Below are 19,112 nucleotides of genomic sequence, written 5' to 3' on the forward strand. Positions count from 1 at the left end.
GGTCATGTGCAAAAAAATGAGTCACATATCCGTGGTCTCGTATTCGTTTGTCTCGGAGCAATTCTTTGGGGCGTCGGCGGTACTGCGACTGATTACATATTTAAAAATACACCAGTGACAGTAGACTGGTATGTGACAACGCGTCTTATAATCAGCGGTGTCATTCTGCTCCTCATTTATTTAATCTTTTTTAGAAAAAAGCATTCCATGGTTTGGGATAAATACATCATCACCATGTTTATTATCTATTCCATTTTTGGGATGACTGCTGTTCAGTATACGTATACCGCTGCTATAGGTCATGGGAATGCGGCGATTGCGACTGTTCTGCAATGTACAGGACCCATTTATATCATCCTTTATTATGCCTTTAAGAAATATATTCAGTGGACATATCGTGAAGCGATTGTCATCATTGTGATGATTGTTGGAGTGGCGCTCATTGCAACAAATGGTGACTTTACAGTATTCGCAGTTCCACCAAAGGCAATTTTTTGGGGGCTTTTATCTGGAGTAGCGCTTGCATATTACACGATTCATGCTGGATACTTGCTCGTCCGACTGCATCCATTGCAGCTCGTTGGGGGATCGATGTTAGTAGGGGGTGTCCTACTCAACTTCTTTGCACCAATTTGGAGCTTTGACTTTAGTTACGAGTGGCAAGGAGTCGATCTCGCAATTTTAGCGTTCAGTATATTCTTTGGAACAGCACTTGCGTTTTACCTATATATCGGAAGCCTAAAATATATCTCTTCAAAAGAAGCAGGTATCTTGGGATTACTAGAACCCGTTTCCGCAATTATCACATCCGTACTCGTGCTCGGAGTGGTTCTCGGTTTTTATCAATTTGTAGGAATCATATTGGTATTGACTGTCACTATATTTAATACACTTTCTTCCGGAAAGCGTGGAAAAGAAAAATTGAATTAGAAACGCGCGTCTGTCATGGTGGCAGGCGTTTTTTTATTACAAAAGAAAACGATTGTATTACACTTTTTTACAATTCAATTAAATGCGTTTAAGTTACTTTTAGTTTGGGAAAATCTCCGATATACTTTCTTTTCACGAATAGAAGGACGGGATTTTATGGAGAGGAAACGGATTACCGAAATCGATGCGCTTCGAGGTATCGCTGCGGTCATTGTCGTTATCTATCATTACACTTTTCACTACAATGAAAGATTTGGGCATGTAAAGCCAGACTACAATACAACACTTTTTGACTTTGGACATTATGGTGTTCAGTTATTTTTCATAATCAGTGGATTTGTTATATTCATGTCTGTATCTCGCGGAAAAAGTGCATTAGATTTTATGATTAAACGTACTTTTAGAATATATCCAGCATATATATTCGCAATCATACTGACGTTTTTAGTTCTTGGAAAAAGCGGAATTGATATAAACCGAACCTTTTTTGAAGCGATCATCAACTTTACGATGTTCCAAGAATTCTTTGGCGTTCGCAACATCGACGGCGTCTACTGGAGTTTACGTGTCGAAATGACATTCTATCTCATGATGGCTGTAGTGCTTTATCTTGGAGCAAAAAATCGAGTAATGCTTGTTTCCTTTGCTATGCTTGCCGGTGGGTTTTTTATTCAGATCATGAATGACCGCGTTGGCGGAGATTTTTGGACTACAATGGAGCGATTTTCAACAGCTAACTACGTGCAAATGTTTGTTATCGGAATCATGTTTTACTGCATTTGGCAACATGGTCCGAAGATAAAATACATGAGTCTCGTGGTAGTATCAATCATCTATGACTTTGTATTTGAAGGACTTACGAATGGCATGTTCACCTTATTATTCATTGCGATATTTGGACTTGTATTAGCAGGAAAAATGAAATGGCTGAACAATCGATTTCTACTATTTTTAGGAAGTATCTCATATCCGTTATATCTCGTTCACCAAAATATAGGGTACGCGATGATTAGAGAAATGGAGAAATTTGGTATGATACACGAGCTGTGGATTCTTGTCCCCCTTTTCCTATCCATCGCTTTATCTATGCTCATCGTAAAATATGTAGAAGTGCCTGTACAAAATCTCTTGTACAAAAAATACAAGGCATATCGTGACAAAAAAAGTGCCCCAATCGTACCAGGCACAAACGAAGTCGCATAATGTGTGGTTCCTTCCAAAGTGGCCATTACTATTTTTTAGATGAAAACCATAACAAATCCAAAAACAACCAGCGCAGTGGAACATCCTCATAAATAACCCCACCAGCACTGGTTGTTTGTTTACCTAAAAATGTTTTCGAAATTTTTGCCGCGCGCGAGCTCGTCGACGATTTTATCCATATAACGGATTTCCTGCATGAGGGGGTCTTCGATGTCTTCGACTCGAACGCCACATACTACGCCTTTGATTTCTTTTCGTCTTGGATTCATCGGTGCTGCTTCAAAAAATTCTCGCAACGTTGCGTTATTTTGTTTATATTCTGCTAATTCATTATCGTTAAGTTCTGTGAGCCATTTTAGAAGCGCATCGAGTTGTTCTACCGGCTTATCTTTGCGCTCTACCTTGTTAACATAATTCTTGTAAATGCTGCTAAATGTATAGTTATATACACGTTCGTTTGACGTTATTACCTCCGTAAAACACTACTTTCATCTATTATACAAAATTTTGTACTAAATTTTTTGGTCGTTCTTCTCTCGTTCTGCGTTTGCGGGTAAGTTTATGAATAAGTTTACTGCGAACAGAATAATTCCAAGTAATAACATTGGTCCACCAATGAATGTAAAAATGTGTGCGAATGCTGGGTCAATTTGTACCCAAAATGCACTGAATAAGAAAATTGGCACGCCAATGTGGTACAGCCAAAATGTCGCTTTTCCAAGTCCATTTTTTGCTAGATGTGGATAAACACAGAGTACAAGACCGATCACCGATGTGACGACCATTCCTAGTAAGTTTGTGTGTGCGTGCGCTGATGCCCAGTTGAGTTGGATGGTGTATGACATAAAGTGTCCCACTCCAAGTCCAAAAATCAAATACAAAATACCAATTTTAAGCCAAGTTGGTCCCATAATTGCCACTCCTCTTTTTCAAAAATATGTAGAACAACCACTACTTACTATTATCTACCCTACAATTTATTTATGTAAGCGTTTTATCCTGAAGAAATAAAAATCATTCGAAAGTAGGATTAATCCACATAAAAAATCCCAGGATAAAAATCCTGGGATTGTACAAATATATTAACCGATTGAACCTTCCATCTCGTAAGAAATCAGACGGTTCATCTCTACTGCGTATTCCATTGGTAATTCTTTTGTGAATGGCTCGATGAAGCCCATTACGATCATTTCTGTCGCTTCGATTTCACCAATACCTCTGCTCATTAGGTAGAATAATTGTTCTTCAGATACCTTAGATACACGTGCTTCGTGCTCTAATGAGATATTTGAGTTGAACACTTCGTTGTATGGAATCGTGTCTGAAGTAGACTCTTTATCCATGATTAACGTATCACATTCGATTGTAGATTTAGCGCCATCCGCTTTTCTACCGAAGTGTACGATACCGCGGTAAGTTACCTTACCACCGTGTTGTGCAATCGATTTAGACACAATTGAAGATGAAGTGTTTGGTGCTAAGTGCATCATCTTCGCACCAGCGTCTTGAACTTGCCCTTTACCAGCAAGTGCGATTGACATTGTCATACCACGTGCGCCTTCTCCTCTTAGGAATACAGCTGGGTATTTCATTGTAAGTTTAGAACCGATGTTTCCATCAACCCATTCCATTGTACCGTTCGCTTCAACGAATGTACGCTTAGTAACTAAGTTGTACACGTTGTTCGCCCAGTTTTGGATTGTAGTGTAACGGCAGTACGCGTTCTCTTTAACAATGATTTCAACTACAGCAGCGTGCAGTGAGTTTGTTGTATAAACTGGAGCAGTACAACCTTCAACATAATGTAACCATGAACCTTCGTCACAGATAATTAACGTACGCTCGAATTGACCCATGTTTTCTGAGTTAATACGGAAGTATGCTTGTAATGGTGAATCTAGTTTTACGTGTGGTGGCACGTAAATGAATGACCCACCTGACCATACCGCTGAGTTAAGTGCTGCGAACTTGTTGTCCGTTGGAGGAATTACTGAACCAAAGTATTCTTTGAATAATTCTTCATTTTCTTTTAATGCTGTGTCTGTATCTTTGAATACTACACCTTTATCTTCAAGGTCTTTCTCCATGTTGTGGTACACAACTTCTGATTCGTACTGTGCAGATACACCAGCAAGGTATTTCTGCTCTGCTTCTGGGATACCTAGACGGTCAAACGTACGTTTGATTTCTTCAGGTACCTCATCCCAAGAACGTTCTGTTGCTTCAGATGGTTTTACATAGTAACGAATTTCGTCGAAGTTTAATTCTGAAAGGTCTCCACCCCAAAGTGGCATTGGCTTAGAGTAGAAATGTTTAAGTGACTTCAAACGGAAGTCTAACATCCACTCTGGCTCTTCTTTCATCTTCGAGATTTCCCTAACGATTTCTTCAGTTAGTCCTCGTTCTGAACGGAAAATTGACACGTCTTCGTCACGGAAACCATATTTATATTCACCGATTTCGGGTGCTTTTCTAACTGCCATTTTGTTCACTCCTAATTATTTGTGCGCTTCTGGGAAGCCTTTTTCAAGAGCTTTCCATGATAGAGTTGCACATTTGATACGTGCTGGGAATTGACTGACACCAGATAATGCTTCTGCATCACCCATGTCTTCCGCGATTTCATAGTCTTCCCCAAGCATCATTTTACTAAATTCATCGCCCATCTCGAGTGCGCGCTCAACTGATTGTCCTTTAACTGCCTCAGTCATCATAGATGCACTAGCCATAGAAATCGAGCATCCATGACCGTTGAACTTCACATCATTGATGATGCCATCTTCAACTTCTAGATCTAATTGAATCTCGTCCCCACAAGTCGGGTTGTTCATTTCGATCGTCAGTGTACCAGTTTCTAACTGTCCTTTATTTCTCGGATGTTTGTAGTGATCCATAATAACCGAACGGTAAAGGCTCTCTAAGTGATTAAAATTCATACGAGAAAAACTCCTTTGTGCGTTCGAGTCCTTTAATTAATGAGTCGATATCTTCCTTAGTGTTATAGATATAGAAACTTGCACGTGCGGTTGAATTTGTACCTAACCATTTCATCAGTGGTTGTGCACAGTGATGTCCTGCACGAACAGCGATCCCTTCAGAATCTAGAGCTGTTGCAAGGTCGTGTGGATGAACACCGTCCATATTGAACGTGATCAGCCCTGCACGCTTATCGCTAGATGGCCCGTAGATTTCAATACCTTCAACTTCTGACATGCGTTCATATGCATACGCTACAAGTTCCTGTTCGTAATCATGAATATTATCCATGCCAATGTCTTCAAGGTAATCGATCGCCGCACCAAGTGCGATTGCTTCAGCAATCATTGGTGTACCTGCTTCAAACTTAACCGGTAAGTCTGTCCACGTTGAAGTCTCTTTATAGACGTAATCAATCATGTCTCCACCGTATTCTGTTGGTTCCATTTGGTCTAAAAGTTCCGCTTTGCCGTATAACACACCGATACCCGTTGGTCCGAGCATTTTGTGCGCACTAAACGCATAGAAGTCTACATCTAAATCAACAACATTCACTTTCATGTGTGGCACTGATTGCGCACCATCTACGACGATGTATGCACCGTGCTCATGCGCGATTTGTGAAAAAGTCTTGATGTCATTAATTGTACCTAAAACGTTAGATACATGCGTGATTGCTACGATCTTCGTCTTTTCGGACATTACAGACTTAACACTTTCACTAGTGATTGTGCCGTCTTCTTCAATCGGGATGAAGACAAGTTTCGCATTCTTTCTCTTCGCAACTTCTTGCCATGGGACGATGTTTGCATGGTGTTCCATTTCAGTCACCACAATCTCATCGCCTTCTTCAATAACAAGGTCTCCTAAAGAGCGTGCAATCATGTTTAATGAAGCCGTTGTACCGCGAGTAAACACGATTTCTTCAAATCGTTTTGCACCGATAAACTTACGGACCTTCATGCGTGCTTTTTCATAATTGTCTGTCGCAAGTGAACCGAGTGTGTGAACGCCTCGGTGCACGTTTGCGTTATATTTTTTGTAGTATTCAACTTGCTTATCGACAACAACGTTCGGAGTTAAACTCGTCGCAGAAGTGTCGAGGTAGTTGAGGGCTTTCCCATTGACTTTCTCAGTTAAAATATCGAAATCACTTCTGATTTTTTGAATGTCCAATTGGGCGCCTCCTTTTTTAGTTTACAATTTTTTCTTCAATAACTGCTGTTAGTAATTGTTTTACTGATTCAATAGGAATGCTCTCTACAACTGGAGCTAAGAATCCGTGAATCACTAATCTTTCTGCTTCTTGACGACTTAAACCACGGCTCATTAGGTAAAACAGTTGTATTTCATCTACTTGACCAGCTGAAGCTGCGTGTCCTGCTACTACTTCGTCCTCGTCAATTAATAGAATAGGGTTCGCATCTCCACGTGCTTTTGGTGAAAGCATGAGTACACGTGATTCTTGCTGTGCATCTGAGTTTGTTGCACCGTGTTTAATGTATCCAATTCCATTGAATACGCTTGACGCTGAATCTTTCATAACGCCGTGTTTTAAGATGTTACCCGTTGTTTCTTTACCATAGTGGATCACTTCAGTAGTAAAGTTTGATTTTTGGTTTCCACGTCCAACGTGTACAATTTTTACGTCAGATGAAGACCCGCTACCCATTAGGTAAGTTGTGTTGTCATAGATTACGTCAGAGTCGTTCATTAGTCCAAGTGCCCAGTCAATAACTGCGTCGTTGCCTGTAACACCGCGACGTACAATATATCCAACAAGTGCTTTAGCTAGGAAATCTACTGCACCATATTTGATTTTTGCGTTATCTTTCGCAATCACTTCAGATACAATGTTTAATTTACCTTTACCTGACTCTAAAGTTGTCACATAGTTTTCTACGTAAGTCACTTCAGCACCAGTATCTGCTACAACTAATACGTGATTGAATAGTGAAGCTTTTTCATCATCGTGTAAAACAACCATTTGGATTGGGTCTTTCACTTGAACGTTCTTAGGAACGTAAACGAATACCCCACCGTTTAATAGTGCTGCATGATAAGCAGTCAGCTTGTTTTCATCTATTTGAACTGCGTCAGTCATAAAGTACTTCTCTAATAATTCTGGGTGATTATTTGCTGCATCGAAGATGCTTTCAACAATAACACCTTGAGATACTAGATCGTCACTTAATTTAACAAACGCTTCAGTGTTGTTGCGTTGAATAATCACGTTCTCAACAGTCTCAATGTCAATAACTTCACGTACCACTTGTGGTAGTTCTTCAATTGAACCAAATGCTTCTGATTCTACAAACTGATCTGTAACAGTGAAGAAGTCCCACTTAGATACACGTGTCTTGTCTGGTTTGATCATGTCAAGACTGTTTAATTTGTCAAGTGCTTCTGTTCTTTTTTCAGTTAAGAACGCGCTCTCTTCACGAGCTTTGCTCGCTTCAAGAATTTCGTCTTTATTAATAACAAATTCGTTTTCCATTGTGATCCTCCTGTATTATTCTGCTTCTACTGTTTCGTCTTCGATACCTAACTCTTCTTTAATCCAGTCGTAACCTTCGTTCTCAAGACGTTCAGCAAGTTCTTTACCGCCTGATTTTACAACTTTACCTTGCATCATAACGTGTACGAAGTCTGGTTCGATGTAGTTAAGCAGACGTTGGTAGTGTGTAATAATAAGTGATCCAAATTCTGGTCCACGAAGTTCATTGATCCCTTTAGAAACGATTTTTAGTGCATCGATGTCAAGACCTGAGTCAATTTCGTCTAAAATAGCGAATTTTGGTTCAAGCATCATAAGTTGTAGAATTTCGTTACGTTTCTTTTCCCCACCTGAGAAACCTTCGTTTAGGTAACGTGTTGCCATATCTTGGTCCATCTCAAGGTAGTCCATGTTTTTATCTAATTTCTTAATGAATTGCATTAAGTTAATTTCGTCGCCTTCTTCACGGCTCGCGTTGATTGCAGAACGTAAAAAGTCTGAGTTTGTAACACCTGAAATTTCAGATGGATATTGCATAGCTAGGAATAATCCAGCATGCGCACGCTCATCTACTTCTAATTCAAGAACGTTTTCGCCATCTAAGAGTACTTCACCTTTAGTAACTTCATATGAAGGGTGACCCATAATCGCTTGTGCAAGTGTTGATTTACCTGTACCGTTAGGTCCCATCACAGCGTGAATTTCACCCTGTTTAATTGTAAGGTTTACACCTTTAAGTATTTCTTTGCCTTCGATTTCGACATGTAAGTCTTTAATTTCTAGAACAGATGTCATTCTTTAAATCCTCCAATAGATTTTATAGTTCATACTCTATTAGTTTATAATAATTCTAAATTATAGTCAAAGTAATAGAGTATCGTTAAGCTCTTCATATTATATCGTAATTCCTAGGTATTTAAAAGGATACTCCCTCCTTATCCAACTTTTGTTTGAATGATAAAACCCATAAAAAATAAGCCCTAAATGATTATGAAACTCATTTGGGCTTACACACTATTTAAGAAACTTAATTGTTAGTGGTGCAACATATCGTTCACCATTGTAAGATTTCACTGCTCCGATGATAGAGAAGATGATCATCAATAGTCCAATAATTGGAGTTGTTATAAAACCAATTAAAACAACAGTTAGTATTCCTGAAACAAATAGGTAAATCGTGTACGAAATTGAGAAGTTCAATACGTCAGCTAGCGCTTCGCCTGTTTCTCTGTCTTCATCTTTTTTCATTACCCATAAAATTACCGGAATAATAAAAGTGGTTACTAAAGTCGAAAGATATGAAATCATTACTATTTGGTTATCAAAACGTGAGTGATTAACGGGTTCAAATTCTTCTTTTTCGTAATCCATGACCATGCCTCCAATATTATGCTACATACATTATACCCTGTATAGAGGCAAGTTAACCATGATTTTTATAAAAATTTTACACTTTTATTCTGCAGGAATTACTGCTCCGTCATAGTTGTCTTCAATGAATTTTTTGATTTCTTCATCTTGTAAAACTTCTACAAGTGCATTCAGTTGTTCATTGTCTTTATCAGCAGAACGTGCGATAACGATATTCACGTAATCTGAGTCTGCACTTTCTAGTTCGATTGCTTCTTCCGCTGGACGAATACCTGCATCAATAGCAAAGTTTGCGTTAATGAAAAATACATCTGCTTCATTATTTTCGTAAGCTTTTGCCATGATTTCAGGTGCTGTTGTGTTATCAAAGTCAAAGTTATGTGGATTTTCTTCAATATCTTCTACACGTGCAGTTTGTTCATTTGTACCTTCTTTAAGTGTAATTAAGTCAAGGTCTGTAAAGAATTTAAGGACACGGCCTTCGTCTGCAACGTTATTTGATAAGAAAATTTTTGCGCCTTCTGGTAATTCTTCTAATGAATCGTAGTCATTTGAATATGCACCGATTGGTTCTAAATGAACGGCACCAAGGTTAACAAAATCGAATCCTTCGTTTTCTACTGAATTATTGAAGAATGGGATATGTGCAAAAAATGTTGCATCTGCATCTTCAGATTCAAGTAATTTGTTTGGCGTAACATAGTCGTTTACAACTTTAACGTTAAGATTAATACCACGCTCTTCAAGAAGTGGTTTTGCCTCTTCTAAGATTTCAGCGTGTGGAACTGGTGTAGCAACAACTGTTAATTCTTCTTCTTTATTGCCACAAGCAGCAAGAACAAGAACTGAAACAAAAGTAAGTAAGAATAATATTCTCTTCATGTCTGTATCTCCTTAAAAAATATTTTTATATTGTTATCGTTTGTCGATTGCTTTGGCAACTCTGTCGCCAATGATTTGAATCGCAAAAACGATAATTAATATCACAACAGTAGCAACTAACGTTACGTCTGGTTGACTTCGAGTAAATCCGACCATATATGCGAGTGACCCGAGTCCACCTGCTCCGATAACCCCTGCGATCGCAGTAGATCCAACGAGCATGATTGACGTCACTGTAATTCCAGACACGAGTGCTGGAAGTGATTCTGGGATGAGCACTTTGTAAACGAGTTCCCATGTGCTAGCTCCCATTGACTCAGCGGCTTCAATGACCCCTTTGTCGATTTCTTTCAATGCAATTTCAGCAAGTCGAGCGTAGAACGGCGCACTCCCAATGATTAAGGCCGGCATCGCACCCCATACTCCCATGATTGTACCCATCAACACTTTCGTGAACGGCATGAGTAAGATGATAAGAATGATGAACGGAATTGCACGGAATAAGTTCACGACGAATGAAGTCGCGCCGTAAACAGGTGTTGAGACTGCCCCTCTTTTTCTTGAAGATAAAAACAAGATCAGCCCGAGAACAAGTCCAATAATGAAAGCGAAAAGCGTCGCGACACCTGTCATGATGAGTGTTTCATACGTTGCTTCAAGTACCGCATCAAGCTTTACGTGTTCGAAACTAAACATTTCTTTTAACGTCTCAATCATTGTGCCACCTCCACATTCACACTTTCAGCATTAAGGTCATTCGTGATTTGTTCTAGCGTGTCGCTTGTAATGTCGACCGCAATGTATAAATGACCATACGACTCGTCGTTTGTATTCTTGATGTTTCCAGATAAGATGTTCACATCAAGTCCGTATTTCTTCACGAGCATCGATACGATTGGTGCACGTGCTTTTGTTCCGACAAATCCGAGTTTTAGAATCGTCGCTGTAGGGAATGTTTCTTTGATGCTCTCGATTTGGATTTCTGTTTCTTCATCATCTAAATCGTCGCGAACAAAGCGTTTTGTTACGTCGTGTTCTGGTGCTTGGAACAATTTGATGACTGGCCCTACTTCTACGACGCGACCGTTTTCCATAACTGCAGCACGATCACAAATCTTACGGATGACTTCCATTTCATGTGTGATTAACACAATGGTAAGTCCGAGTTCCTCACGAATTTTTAAAAGTAAGTTCAACACTTCTTCCGTTGTCTCTGGATCTAGTGCGCTTGTCGCTTCGTCACAGAGCAAAACCTCTGGTTCATTAGATAACGCACGTGCGATACCAACACGCTGCTTTTGTCCACCAGACAGTTCGCTCGGATAGTTTTTCTCGCGTCCTGTGAGTCCAACAAGGTCGATGAGTTCACGAGCACGACGTTCGCGTTCCTCTTTTTTTACACCTGCGATTTCGAGTGGTAGCATGATGTTTTCAATCACTGTACGTGACCAAAGTAAATTGAAGTGTTGGAAGATCATGGATACTTTCTGGCGCTTTTTGCGTAAGTCTTTTTTATCGAGTGCTCCAATGGATGCATCTCCAACAATGATTTCACCTTCAGTTGGAAGTTCGAGTCCGTTTAATAAACGAATGAGCGTCGATTTACCTGCACCGGAATATCCGATGATCCCAAAAATTTCACCTTTATTGATTTCTAGCGAAACATCTTTGACCGCTTCAATTGTCTGTGATTTAGTTCTAAATATTTTACTGACATTTTTTATATCGATCACTTTTATCTCATCCTAATTTTTATAAAATAAAAAGCCTACTCCATTGATATGAGTAGGCAAATACGTTCGCCTCTCATCTTCGAATTGAATTCAGTGATTTGGCACCTTGTCTATTCAGACGGTTGCCGTGGTTTCACAGGGCACTTCCCTCCACCACTCTTGATAAGAGTTATTTATTTAATTGAGATATATCTTAACACTCATTTTATTAATCGTCAATATTTTTTAAAAATTCAACCAAGTTCGTGACACTTTCAAAACGATAAAGTGTTTTGACCAGCTCACCATCTTTAAAAGCCATGAGTGTCGGCACGCTTTTTATTTGATACGTTTCAATGAAGTTTTCGTGATAATTTAGATCTACTTTGATTAAGTCACGAGGCGCAACTTCCATGGCAATATCAAGGAAGCGTTCGGCGAGCGCACACGTTGCACAGATCGGTGTATAACCGTAAACGACATGTAAACCAGATTGATTTATATATTCAGTTAGTTCACTTTGTGAAATTTGTTTTTTCATAATAACCCTCTAAAAGAAAAAACTCTAGACCCGTGTCTAGAGTTGTAAAATTAAGCGTTTGTCATTTCATCGTAAGCTGCAGCATCCATTAAAGTTTCAACTTCAGATTCATCTGATAGTTCAACTTTAATCATCCATGCACCTTCGTATGGAGATTCGTTTACAAGTTCAGGGCTGTCTTCAAGCTCTTCGTTTACTTCTACTACAGTACCTGATACTGGAGCATATAATTCTGAAACTGTTTTAACAGACTCAACAGAACCGAAAGAATCGCCTTTTGTGATTTCATCGCCTTCTTCAGGAAGTTCTACGAATACGATGTCGCCAAGTTCAGACTGAGCAAACTCAGTAATTCCAAGTGTAACCGTATTACCTTCAGATTTTACCCATTCATGATCTTCAGAATATTTTAAGTTCTCTGGTGATGCCATTAATAAAAACCCCCTATAAGTTAATACCTTAATTGTGTCATAAAAAACCATTTAAAACAATATATATAATAGTTAATCTAGTAAATTTCAAGAAAACACTTACTTTTTAAGATAAAAACACGGAAACCCACGTGAGCACAGCTCAAGTTTAGGTGGAACAAGACTAGTTTTGTCTCTTTTTCTGAGATGACTTTGCACGAGTGCGCCTCTATATTGAACTGTCTTTTACTTCCCACAAAGTGTAGCAGAGATGCACGATAGTGCAAGACCAGTTGTGGTTTTATCACATCAGCCCGGTTCCGTGCGGTAGATGCTTGTTTTTATTGAGTCCAGTTGCTAGATTCTGACAATCGCATGAGTGTGCATCATTAGGTGTCCGATTCATCTCTTCATTCGGACAACCACAGGTTTTTCGGCGCATGGTTGTCCGATTCAACTCTCTATTTGGACAACCACAAGTTTTTCGGTGCATGGTTGTCCAATTCAGCACTCTATTTGGACAACCGCAGGTTTTTCGGTGCATGGTTGTCCGATTCAACTCTCTATTTGGACAACCGCAGGAATTTCGGTGCATGGTTGTCCAATTCAACTCTCTATTTGGACAACCACAGGTTTTTCTGCGCATGGTTGTCCAATACAACTCTCTATTTGGACAACCACAGGTTTTTCAGCGCACAGTTGTCCAATTCAACTCTCTATTCAGACAACCGCGTGTGTTTTTAAGTCTTGTTGTCAAAAATAACTTGCAATACTGGCAACCATGAGAGTTTTATAGCCTGGTTGTCAGTATTTCTTCATTAAATCAAGTTTTTATCTTTTAGTGAATAAACGCGGCACAGACTTCACCCTACAACTGTAATTTTTCTTTATACTCGTCCTCTTTGAATCCTAGAAACACACCTGCTTCGTAGTCGACCATCGGACGCTTGATGAGCATACCGTCTTTTGATAATAGATCGAGTTTTTCGTCATACGTTAAGTCACCAAGTGCTTCTTTTAAATTCAGCTCTTTGAACGCATTTCCACGTGAGTTGAAAAACTCGTCGACATTGCGTCCACTCTGTTTTACTAGACCATCGAGCACTTCCACTGATGGTGGTGTTGTCACCATGTCCACCGCTTCAAATTCTACTCCCGCTTCTTCTAAAAATTTCTTTGTTTTTCTGCATGTCGTGCATTTTGGATATTCATATACAGTAATCATTTTGTTCCTCCATATATTTCTCTTAATTTTGCTACATTCACTTGACCTGGTGCTTGTGGTTCATTTAAAGTTCCGTACGTAAATCTCGACGGAAACTCCACACTTGTTCTCGTCTTTGTACCAAGCTCGCCCATCGAAATCGCAGTCACGATATCTCCAAATTTTTCTTTAGATTGTTCGAGCACAGCCACGACTCTCTCCACATCTTCTGGCGTTTGTGGCATGTAAGCAATTTTATAAAAGTCACCCTTAGCGGCAGTCATTTCATCTATTATGCCTGTCATCACTGCGTCGCTTGGTGTCCCGTTAAAATCATGATGACTCAAAATCACCTTAGAGTAGCGCTTCAGTTGTTCAACAATTGTCGGATCACTCACTTGCAAGATTTCCACATCAATGTAATCCACAGGAATCGACTTTTGAATCGTCGCTAGATGATATAGGTAATCTTCACCAAGCAAGGCACCTTGGCCACCCTCTTTTTCAGTGCGATACGTGTAAAGAACCGGCTTATCAATTGAGTCACGAATCATAGCAATCGCGCGCACCAATGTGTTCACGTCTTTAAAATAATCGCCGCGCACCTCGATGATATCGAAACTATCCCGTACACTGCGCATCTCCATAATTTCATCTTGTAATCTAGAAAGCGTGCCACTCTCTAAAGTCAAAATAATTTCTGTCATAATCTACCGCCCTTAATTGTTGCTATTATTTAAAAATGATACCATAAAACTGACATATAAACGAATGGAGCAATGGATATGAAACGACTTCTTTCACTATTTATTCTTACCCTATTTTTAACAGCATGTACCATAGATTCTTCTGAAGATAAAAACACGCAAAAGTCCGAGATACCAGCGCCCGAGCCTACAGAAGAGGTGAAAACAGAAACGCTTCCAGAAGAGGAAGTACCTGAAGATGACCGCCTTCAGTTCGGAGAGTCTGCTGAAATTGATGATATTGAATTGACCATCCATGACGCTGAATTTACAAAAGAGAGAATCCCGGATCATTTTGAGACATTTGAATACGTCATTAAACTTAGTGTGACCTATAAAAATAATTCGGCTGTGGTTTTCCCTGCTGGTCGCGACATCACCATCACTGTGAATGACGAGACGGAAGCGACCTATTACGACATGGAAGGAACATTACTACAAGATGTGAATCAGGGGGAATCGGTCACTGGAGATATCTATTACGCATTTAATGGTCAGCCAGAAAAAATCACAGCAAAATTTGAACCGTTATTAAATACTGAAGATGAACACACATTATTCAATGTGTTCCCCGAATAAAAAGAGACGCGCATCCATCTGGATACGCGCCTCTTTTTTCATGAATTACGTTTAGTACTTATATACTACCCCACAAAATTAATATCAAAACATAATTTTATGCTTTTTTTATCGCAATGATGACTCTAAACAAACGCATCATACTGAGCTATATTTTTTATAAACTAGGAAACGCTCTTCCCACATAGCTTTGAACTTTTGTTTGTAGTGCCTAAGTCCTGTGAAATTATAATAGGAAAAGGGGCGAGTTGACTTGTGGCTTTACCTGTAAAATCATCTCTACCCCTCCTTTTTATATCGTTTTTCCTCTAAATAATAAGTACAAGAAGTACGGTCCACCTATAAGTGACACAACAATCCCAACTGGGATAATAAGTGGCTCTGCCACTGTCTTACCGATGAGATCCGCGAAACTTAATAGAAACGCACCTATTAATAATGTACCCACAAATATGATTTTCATATCTACTTTAAATAACATTCTTGCAATGTGTGGTGCGATCAGTCCAATAAACGATATCGAACCCGCAACGCTCACGCTGATACTCGATAATAGTGCCGCTAAAACAATTAAGATAATCTTTTCACGTGTGACATTCATACCGAGCGTCTCTAGCATGTCATCATCGAGCGACATCATCGACATCTCGCGCACTCTAAATAATGTAATGACCATGATAATTACGATATATGGAATCGTCACGATGACAAATTGCCATGAATCACCCCAAATATTCCCCGCAAAGAATCGATTTAACATGTCCATTTGCGTGTCATCAAACATCGATGTAAATACATACACAAATCCTGTGACACCTAATGCGGTCGCGATTCCAATCAAAATAAACGTGTTGCTCGAGAATTTACCACCAACAAATGACAATGTGAACACGAGTAAAACAGTGAGTAATCCTCCAACAAAACTCATAAGAGGCAAAGTGTATAAGTGGTTCACACCACTACTTCCAGCAACAAAAGCAATAAATAATACAACACCAAATCCGCTACCTGCGTTCACTCCGATAATCCCTGGATCTGATAATGGGTTTTTCGAAACGACTTGCAAAATGAGTCCAGATAACGCAAGCGCTGCTCCACAGACGAGTGTGATGATGAGTCTCGGCATTCTAAATTTATAAAATACGAGCTCTATTTTGCTAGATGCTTGCCCTGTCACTAATGCCCAAATATCTGTGAGTGACATCTTAAACGTACCTGTCGTTAACGTGAACACAATTGTCACGACAATTAGTGCGACTAATATTAAAATTTTTACACTGTTACGCATACGTATGCCCCCTTCTTCTAATGATGTAGATAAAGAACGGGAGACCAATCATTGCGATAACAGCATTAACTGGCATTTCGCTAAACATTCTTGCAAACATATCTGCTAAAACGAAGAATACGCCACCTAAAATTGCTGTAAAAATGAGTGCTTTTTTATGCAAGTGCCCGACAATCATCTTAACAATATGAGGCACAAGCATACCTAAGAAAATAATATTACCTACGAGTGCGACTGAAATCGCTGCAAGCATAATCGCAATAAACAAACTCACGAATTTATAGATGCGCTGATTCTGTCCTATAGAATGCGCAACGTCATCGGATAATAGAAGTACGTCAAGTTCTCGTGACATCAAAATTAATATGAGGATTAACACAATCGCCACCGGCGTCACCATCAAAACATTCGACAATGTCTGACCCGCTGCACCACCAGAGGTGAAGAACATCGCGAACTGTCCGAGTCCATTTGCGATGACAATAAAATTCGTTAACGCGAGTAGTAATAAAGAAATCCCCGCACCTGCTAAAACGAGTTTCACTGGTGAATTATAACGTGTCATCATTAATATGAATATGCCAACTAACGCACCACCCATAAACCCACTGATGACAAGTCCGACAAACGTAATTGTTGGTACAAGCACAACAACGAGAACTATCATGAGGTTAGCCCCAGCGTTTATTCCCAAAATACTCGGTTCACTTAAATCATTATGCGTCACCGTTTGCATAATTAACCCTGCAACACTGATCATCATACCTACGAGAAACGCGACTAAAACACGTGGTAAGCGAATCTCCATCAATGTTTGAGTCACCGTATCATCGGCACCTGGGTGCATTAAACTGTTTAAAACTGTCTGAAAGGAATAATGTTCTACTCCAATCATCATGGCTAAAAAGAATGAGGCGAGCACCCCTATAAAAAGAGCACTCGCTAAAATATATGTTCTATTCATTGTGAATATCCTTTATTGTGTTACAGAATAAGTCGTAAGCTGCAAGATACGGTCGTCCTGTGATTGCATCAAACTCGATTCGACCATCAATGTTAAATACATTATTTAATACGTCGTTCGTCAGCACGTCTTCTGGCTTACCGAATGTCACAATTTCGCCTTCTTGCATGACGATGATTTGATCTGAATAACGAATCGCTTGGTTTAAATCATGTAGGACCATGACTACGGTCTGACCCGTCTTACGGTTTAACTCATGCACGATATTCAGTGTTTCAAGCTGATGATGAATGTCTAGGTATGTCGTCGGTTCATCGAGTAATAACGTGTCCGTCCCTTGTGCGAGAAGGAAACTAATCCATACACGTTGTTGTTGTCCACCAGACAATTCGCTCATCATTCGGTCTTTGAAATGAATAGCGCCCGTCTCTTTTAACGCCCAGTCAATCATATCAATGTCTCTTTGTTTTAATCCTTCAAACCGTTTTAAGTGTGCATAGCGACTGTAAGTTAACAGGTCAATCACGCGCACGTCATACTGTAATCTATTTTTTTGAGATAAAATCCCGACCATCTTCGCCATCTGCTTCGATTTTAAATCGCGGATTTTGATGTCATCAATATAAACCTCACCTTTATATGGTAAAAGTTTTACGATTGATTTAAGCAACGTAGATTTACCACAACCGTTTGGACCGATAATTGTCGTCACCTGTCCGCCCAAGATTTTCATGTCGATATCTTTTAGGATTCTCGTGTTCCCTACTTCATATACGATATTTTTTAGTTCTACTTTGCTCACAAAAACCACTTCCAAATGTTTATTTCGTTAATTGCTCTACAATAAATTCAAGTTGATATTCGAGTGATAGTGGATCGTTAAACCAGAATGTGCTCGAATCAAACTCTACGACACGGTCATTTTTCACTGCGTCTAAGTTTTTCCACACACTCGTTGATTCGATTGCATTGTTTGTTGTTGGATCTCCGTCACCTAAAAAGATGAAATCTCCAGAATACTTTGCCACTTCTTCAGCTGAAATCTTTTTCCAACCTGATTCAACAACATCTTTTTCGATTGTTTCAGGCACTTTCATTTCTAACCCTTGGTAAATAATCTCTGTTCCACGGCCCCAGTTTGTACCATAGACATAAATATCTTTAGAAAATCCTTCTGCTACAGAAACGCTTGTATCTGTGCCGAGTTTGTCTTGGACTGTCTTTTTATCTTCAGCCAGTTTTGCTTCGAAATCTGCGACCCACTTGTTTGCTTCGTCTTCTTTACCAACAATCTTACCAAGTTCTTTATGAACATCTAAATAATTCCACTTTGCATAATCAAACCCAATTGTAGGGGCTACTTCTTTTAACTCATGAATATTCTCATCTGTATTATAAGTGATAATTAAATCAGGATCTAAATTTAAGACCTGTTCAATATTTCCTTCTTCGATTAATTCAATATCTCCAACTTCTTTACTCAGAATTTCTGAATCTTGAACTAAATTATGGACACCAACAATATTTGCGTCAAGTTGTTTCAAGTTACCGAAATAACCAGAACCCATCACAACAATACGCTTTGGCTCTTTCGGAATATCCACTTCCTCACCATCGTCAGTGGTATATTTTACAGTTTCAGGTGTTTCGTCCTTTGCTGTGTTTTCTTTGTTGTCTCCTCCAGAACATGCCGCGAGTGCCACGACAAAAATTAAACTGAGTAAAAATAAAATACGCTTCATTATGTTTCCCCTTTTTATATCTAATTGATAACCATTCTCAATTAGATTATAATATGAATAATGGTAA

At 39.3% G+C, this 19,112-nt stretch carries 22 protein-coding genes and 1 riboswitch; of the genes, 3 read left to right on the forward strand and 19 right to left on the reverse strand.

Annotated elements, in window-relative coordinates:
• The first annotated feature begins 6 nt into the window (after positions 1-6).
• Positions 7-930, forward strand: a complete 924-nt coding sequence (locus IEU51_RS04150) for a DMT family transporter (RefSeq protein ID WP_186085364.1) — start codon at positions 7-9, stop codon at positions 928-930.
• Between the two features lie 156 nt (positions 931-1,086).
• Complete coding sequence (locus tag IEU51_RS04155; protein WP_186085361.1) at positions 1,087-2,133, forward strand: acyltransferase family protein; 1,047 nt, start codon at positions 1,087-1,089, stop codon at positions 2,131-2,133.
• 119 nt (positions 2,134-2,252) lie between these two features.
• Here IEU51_RS04155 and IEU51_RS04160 read toward each other — a convergent pair whose 3' ends face one another.
• The 15 genes from IEU51_RS04160 to aroD all read right to left on the reverse strand — a co-directional run bounded on the left by IEU51_RS04160 (position 2,253) and on the right by aroD (position 14,433).
• Positions 2,253-2,600 (reverse strand): DUF2200 family protein, encoded by a 348-nt coding sequence (locus IEU51_RS04160; protein WP_186085666.1) that lies wholly within the window; start codon positions 2,598-2,600, stop codon positions 2,253-2,255.
• 45 nt (positions 2,601-2,645) lie between these two features.
• Positions 2,646-3,044, reverse strand: coding sequence for a hypothetical protein (locus IEU51_RS04165; protein ID WP_186085359.1), 399 nt, complete (start codon positions 3,042-3,044; stop codon positions 2,646-2,648).
• Positions 3,045-3,215: 171 nt separating this feature from the next.
• A complete protein-coding gene (gene sufB / locus IEU51_RS04170; RefSeq protein WP_186085356.1) occupies positions 3,216-4,616 on the reverse strand; it encodes a Fe-S cluster assembly protein SufB in 1,401 nt (466 codons plus the stop codon).
• Positions 4,617-4,631: 15 nt separating this feature from the next.
• Positions 4,632-5,069 carry a Fe-S cluster assembly sulfur transfer protein SufU gene (sufU, locus tag IEU51_RS04175; protein WP_186085353.1) on the reverse strand — a complete coding sequence of 146 codons (438 nt, stop codon included), beginning with the start codon at positions 5,067-5,069 and terminating at the stop codon, positions 4,632-4,634.
• The gene (locus IEU51_RS04180) at positions 5,059-6,285 is read right to left on the reverse strand and encodes a cysteine desulfurase (protein WP_186085350.1); all 1,227 of its coding nucleotides are present in this window, start codon (positions 6,283-6,285) and stop codon (positions 5,059-5,061) included. The genes sufU and IEU51_RS04180 overlap by 11 nt, the downstream gene beginning before the upstream one ends.
• 16 nt (positions 6,286-6,301) lie before the next feature.
• On the reverse strand, positions 6,302-7,612 hold the full coding sequence (sufD, locus tag IEU51_RS04185; protein ID WP_408634877.1) for a Fe-S cluster assembly protein SufD: 1,311 nt from the start codon (positions 7,610-7,612) through the stop codon (positions 6,302-6,304).
• Between the two features lie 9 nt (positions 7,613-7,621).
• Positions 7,622-8,401 carry a Fe-S cluster assembly ATPase SufC gene (sufC, locus tag IEU51_RS04190; RefSeq protein WP_186085345.1) on the reverse strand — a complete coding sequence of 260 codons (780 nt, stop codon included), beginning with the start codon at positions 8,399-8,401 and terminating at the stop codon, positions 7,622-7,624.
• 219 nt (positions 8,402-8,620) lie between these two features.
• Positions 8,621-8,977, reverse strand: coding sequence for a DUF4870 domain-containing protein (locus IEU51_RS04195; RefSeq protein WP_229713830.1), 357 nt, complete (start codon positions 8,975-8,977; stop codon positions 8,621-8,623).
• Positions 8,978-9,061: 84 nt separating this feature from the next.
• Positions 9,062-9,859: a MetQ/NlpA family ABC transporter substrate-binding protein gene (locus IEU51_RS04200; RefSeq protein ID WP_186085342.1), complete on the reverse strand. Its 798-nt coding sequence runs from the start codon at positions 9,857-9,859 to the stop codon at positions 9,062-9,064.
• Positions 9,860-9,892: 33 nt separating this feature from the next.
• Positions 9,893-10,576 (reverse strand): methionine ABC transporter permease, encoded by a 684-nt coding sequence (locus IEU51_RS04205; RefSeq protein ID WP_308808170.1) that lies wholly within the window; start codon positions 10,574-10,576, stop codon positions 9,893-9,895.
• Positions 10,573-11,592 (reverse strand): methionine ABC transporter ATP-binding protein, encoded by a 1,020-nt coding sequence (locus IEU51_RS04210; protein WP_186085339.1) that lies wholly within the window; start codon positions 11,590-11,592, stop codon positions 10,573-10,575. The genes IEU51_RS04205 and IEU51_RS04210 overlap by 4 nt, the downstream gene beginning before the upstream one ends.
• Before the next feature lie 70 nt (positions 11,593-11,662).
• A riboswitch (SAM riboswitch) is annotated at positions 11,663-11,761 on the reverse strand.
• A 39-nt stretch (positions 11,762-11,800) separates the two neighbouring features.
• Positions 11,801-12,112 carry a thioredoxin family protein gene (locus tag IEU51_RS04215; protein WP_186085321.1) on the reverse strand — a complete coding sequence of 104 codons (312 nt, stop codon included), beginning with the start codon at positions 12,110-12,112 and terminating at the stop codon, positions 11,801-11,803.
• Between the two features lie 50 nt (positions 12,113-12,162).
• Entirely contained in the window at positions 12,163-12,543 is a 381-nt protein-coding gene (gene gcvH / locus IEU51_RS04220; protein ID WP_186085318.1) for a glycine cleavage system protein GcvH, read from the reverse strand.
• Positions 12,544-13,390: 847 nt separating this feature from the next.
• Positions 13,391-13,747, reverse strand: a complete 357-nt coding sequence (locus tag IEU51_RS04225) for a Spx/MgsR family RNA polymerase-binding regulatory protein (RefSeq protein WP_186085315.1) — start codon at positions 13,745-13,747, stop codon at positions 13,391-13,393.
• Positions 13,744-14,433, reverse strand: coding sequence for a type I 3-dehydroquinate dehydratase (aroD, locus tag IEU51_RS04230; RefSeq protein ID WP_186085312.1), 690 nt, complete (start codon positions 14,431-14,433; stop codon positions 13,744-13,746). Before aroD ends, IEU51_RS04225 begins: the two co-directional genes overlap by 4 nt.
• A 78-nt stretch (positions 14,434-14,511) precedes the next feature.
• Between aroD and IEU51_RS04235 the strand changes: the two genes are divergently transcribed.
• A complete protein-coding gene (locus IEU51_RS04235) occupies positions 14,512-15,051 on the forward strand; it encodes a DUF4352 domain-containing protein (RefSeq protein WP_186085310.1) in 540 nt (179 codons plus the stop codon).
• A gap of 292 nt (positions 15,052-15,343) precedes the next feature.
• Here IEU51_RS04235 and IEU51_RS04240 read toward each other — a convergent pair whose 3' ends face one another.
• The 4 genes from IEU51_RS04240 to IEU51_RS04255 are packed head-to-tail and all read right to left on the reverse strand — an operon-like array spanning position 15,344 to position 19,045.
• Entirely contained in the window at positions 15,344-16,339 is a 996-nt protein-coding gene (locus IEU51_RS04240) for a FecCD family ABC transporter permease (protein ID WP_186085307.1), read from the reverse strand.
• Positions 16,332-17,303, reverse strand: a complete 972-nt coding sequence (locus IEU51_RS04245) for a FecCD family ABC transporter permease (protein ID WP_186085304.1) — start codon at positions 17,301-17,303, stop codon at positions 16,332-16,334. Before IEU51_RS04245 ends, IEU51_RS04240 begins: the two co-directional genes overlap by 8 nt.
• Positions 17,296-18,105: an ABC transporter ATP-binding protein gene (locus IEU51_RS04250; RefSeq protein WP_229713832.1), complete on the reverse strand. Its 810-nt coding sequence runs from the start codon at positions 18,103-18,105 to the stop codon at positions 17,296-17,298. Before IEU51_RS04250 ends, IEU51_RS04245 begins: the two co-directional genes overlap by 8 nt.
• 19 nt (positions 18,106-18,124) lie before the next feature.
• The gene (locus tag IEU51_RS04255) at positions 18,125-19,045 is read right to left on the reverse strand and encodes an ABC transporter substrate-binding protein (protein ID WP_186085301.1); all 921 of its coding nucleotides are present in this window, start codon (positions 19,043-19,045) and stop codon (positions 18,125-18,127) included.
• Positions 19,046-19,112: the final 67 nt, after the last annotated feature.

This window comes from Phocicoccus schoeneichii (assembly GCF_014635565.1).
Lineage (GTDB): Bacteria > Bacillota > Bacilli > Staphylococcales > Salinicoccaceae > Phocicoccus > Phocicoccus schoeneichii.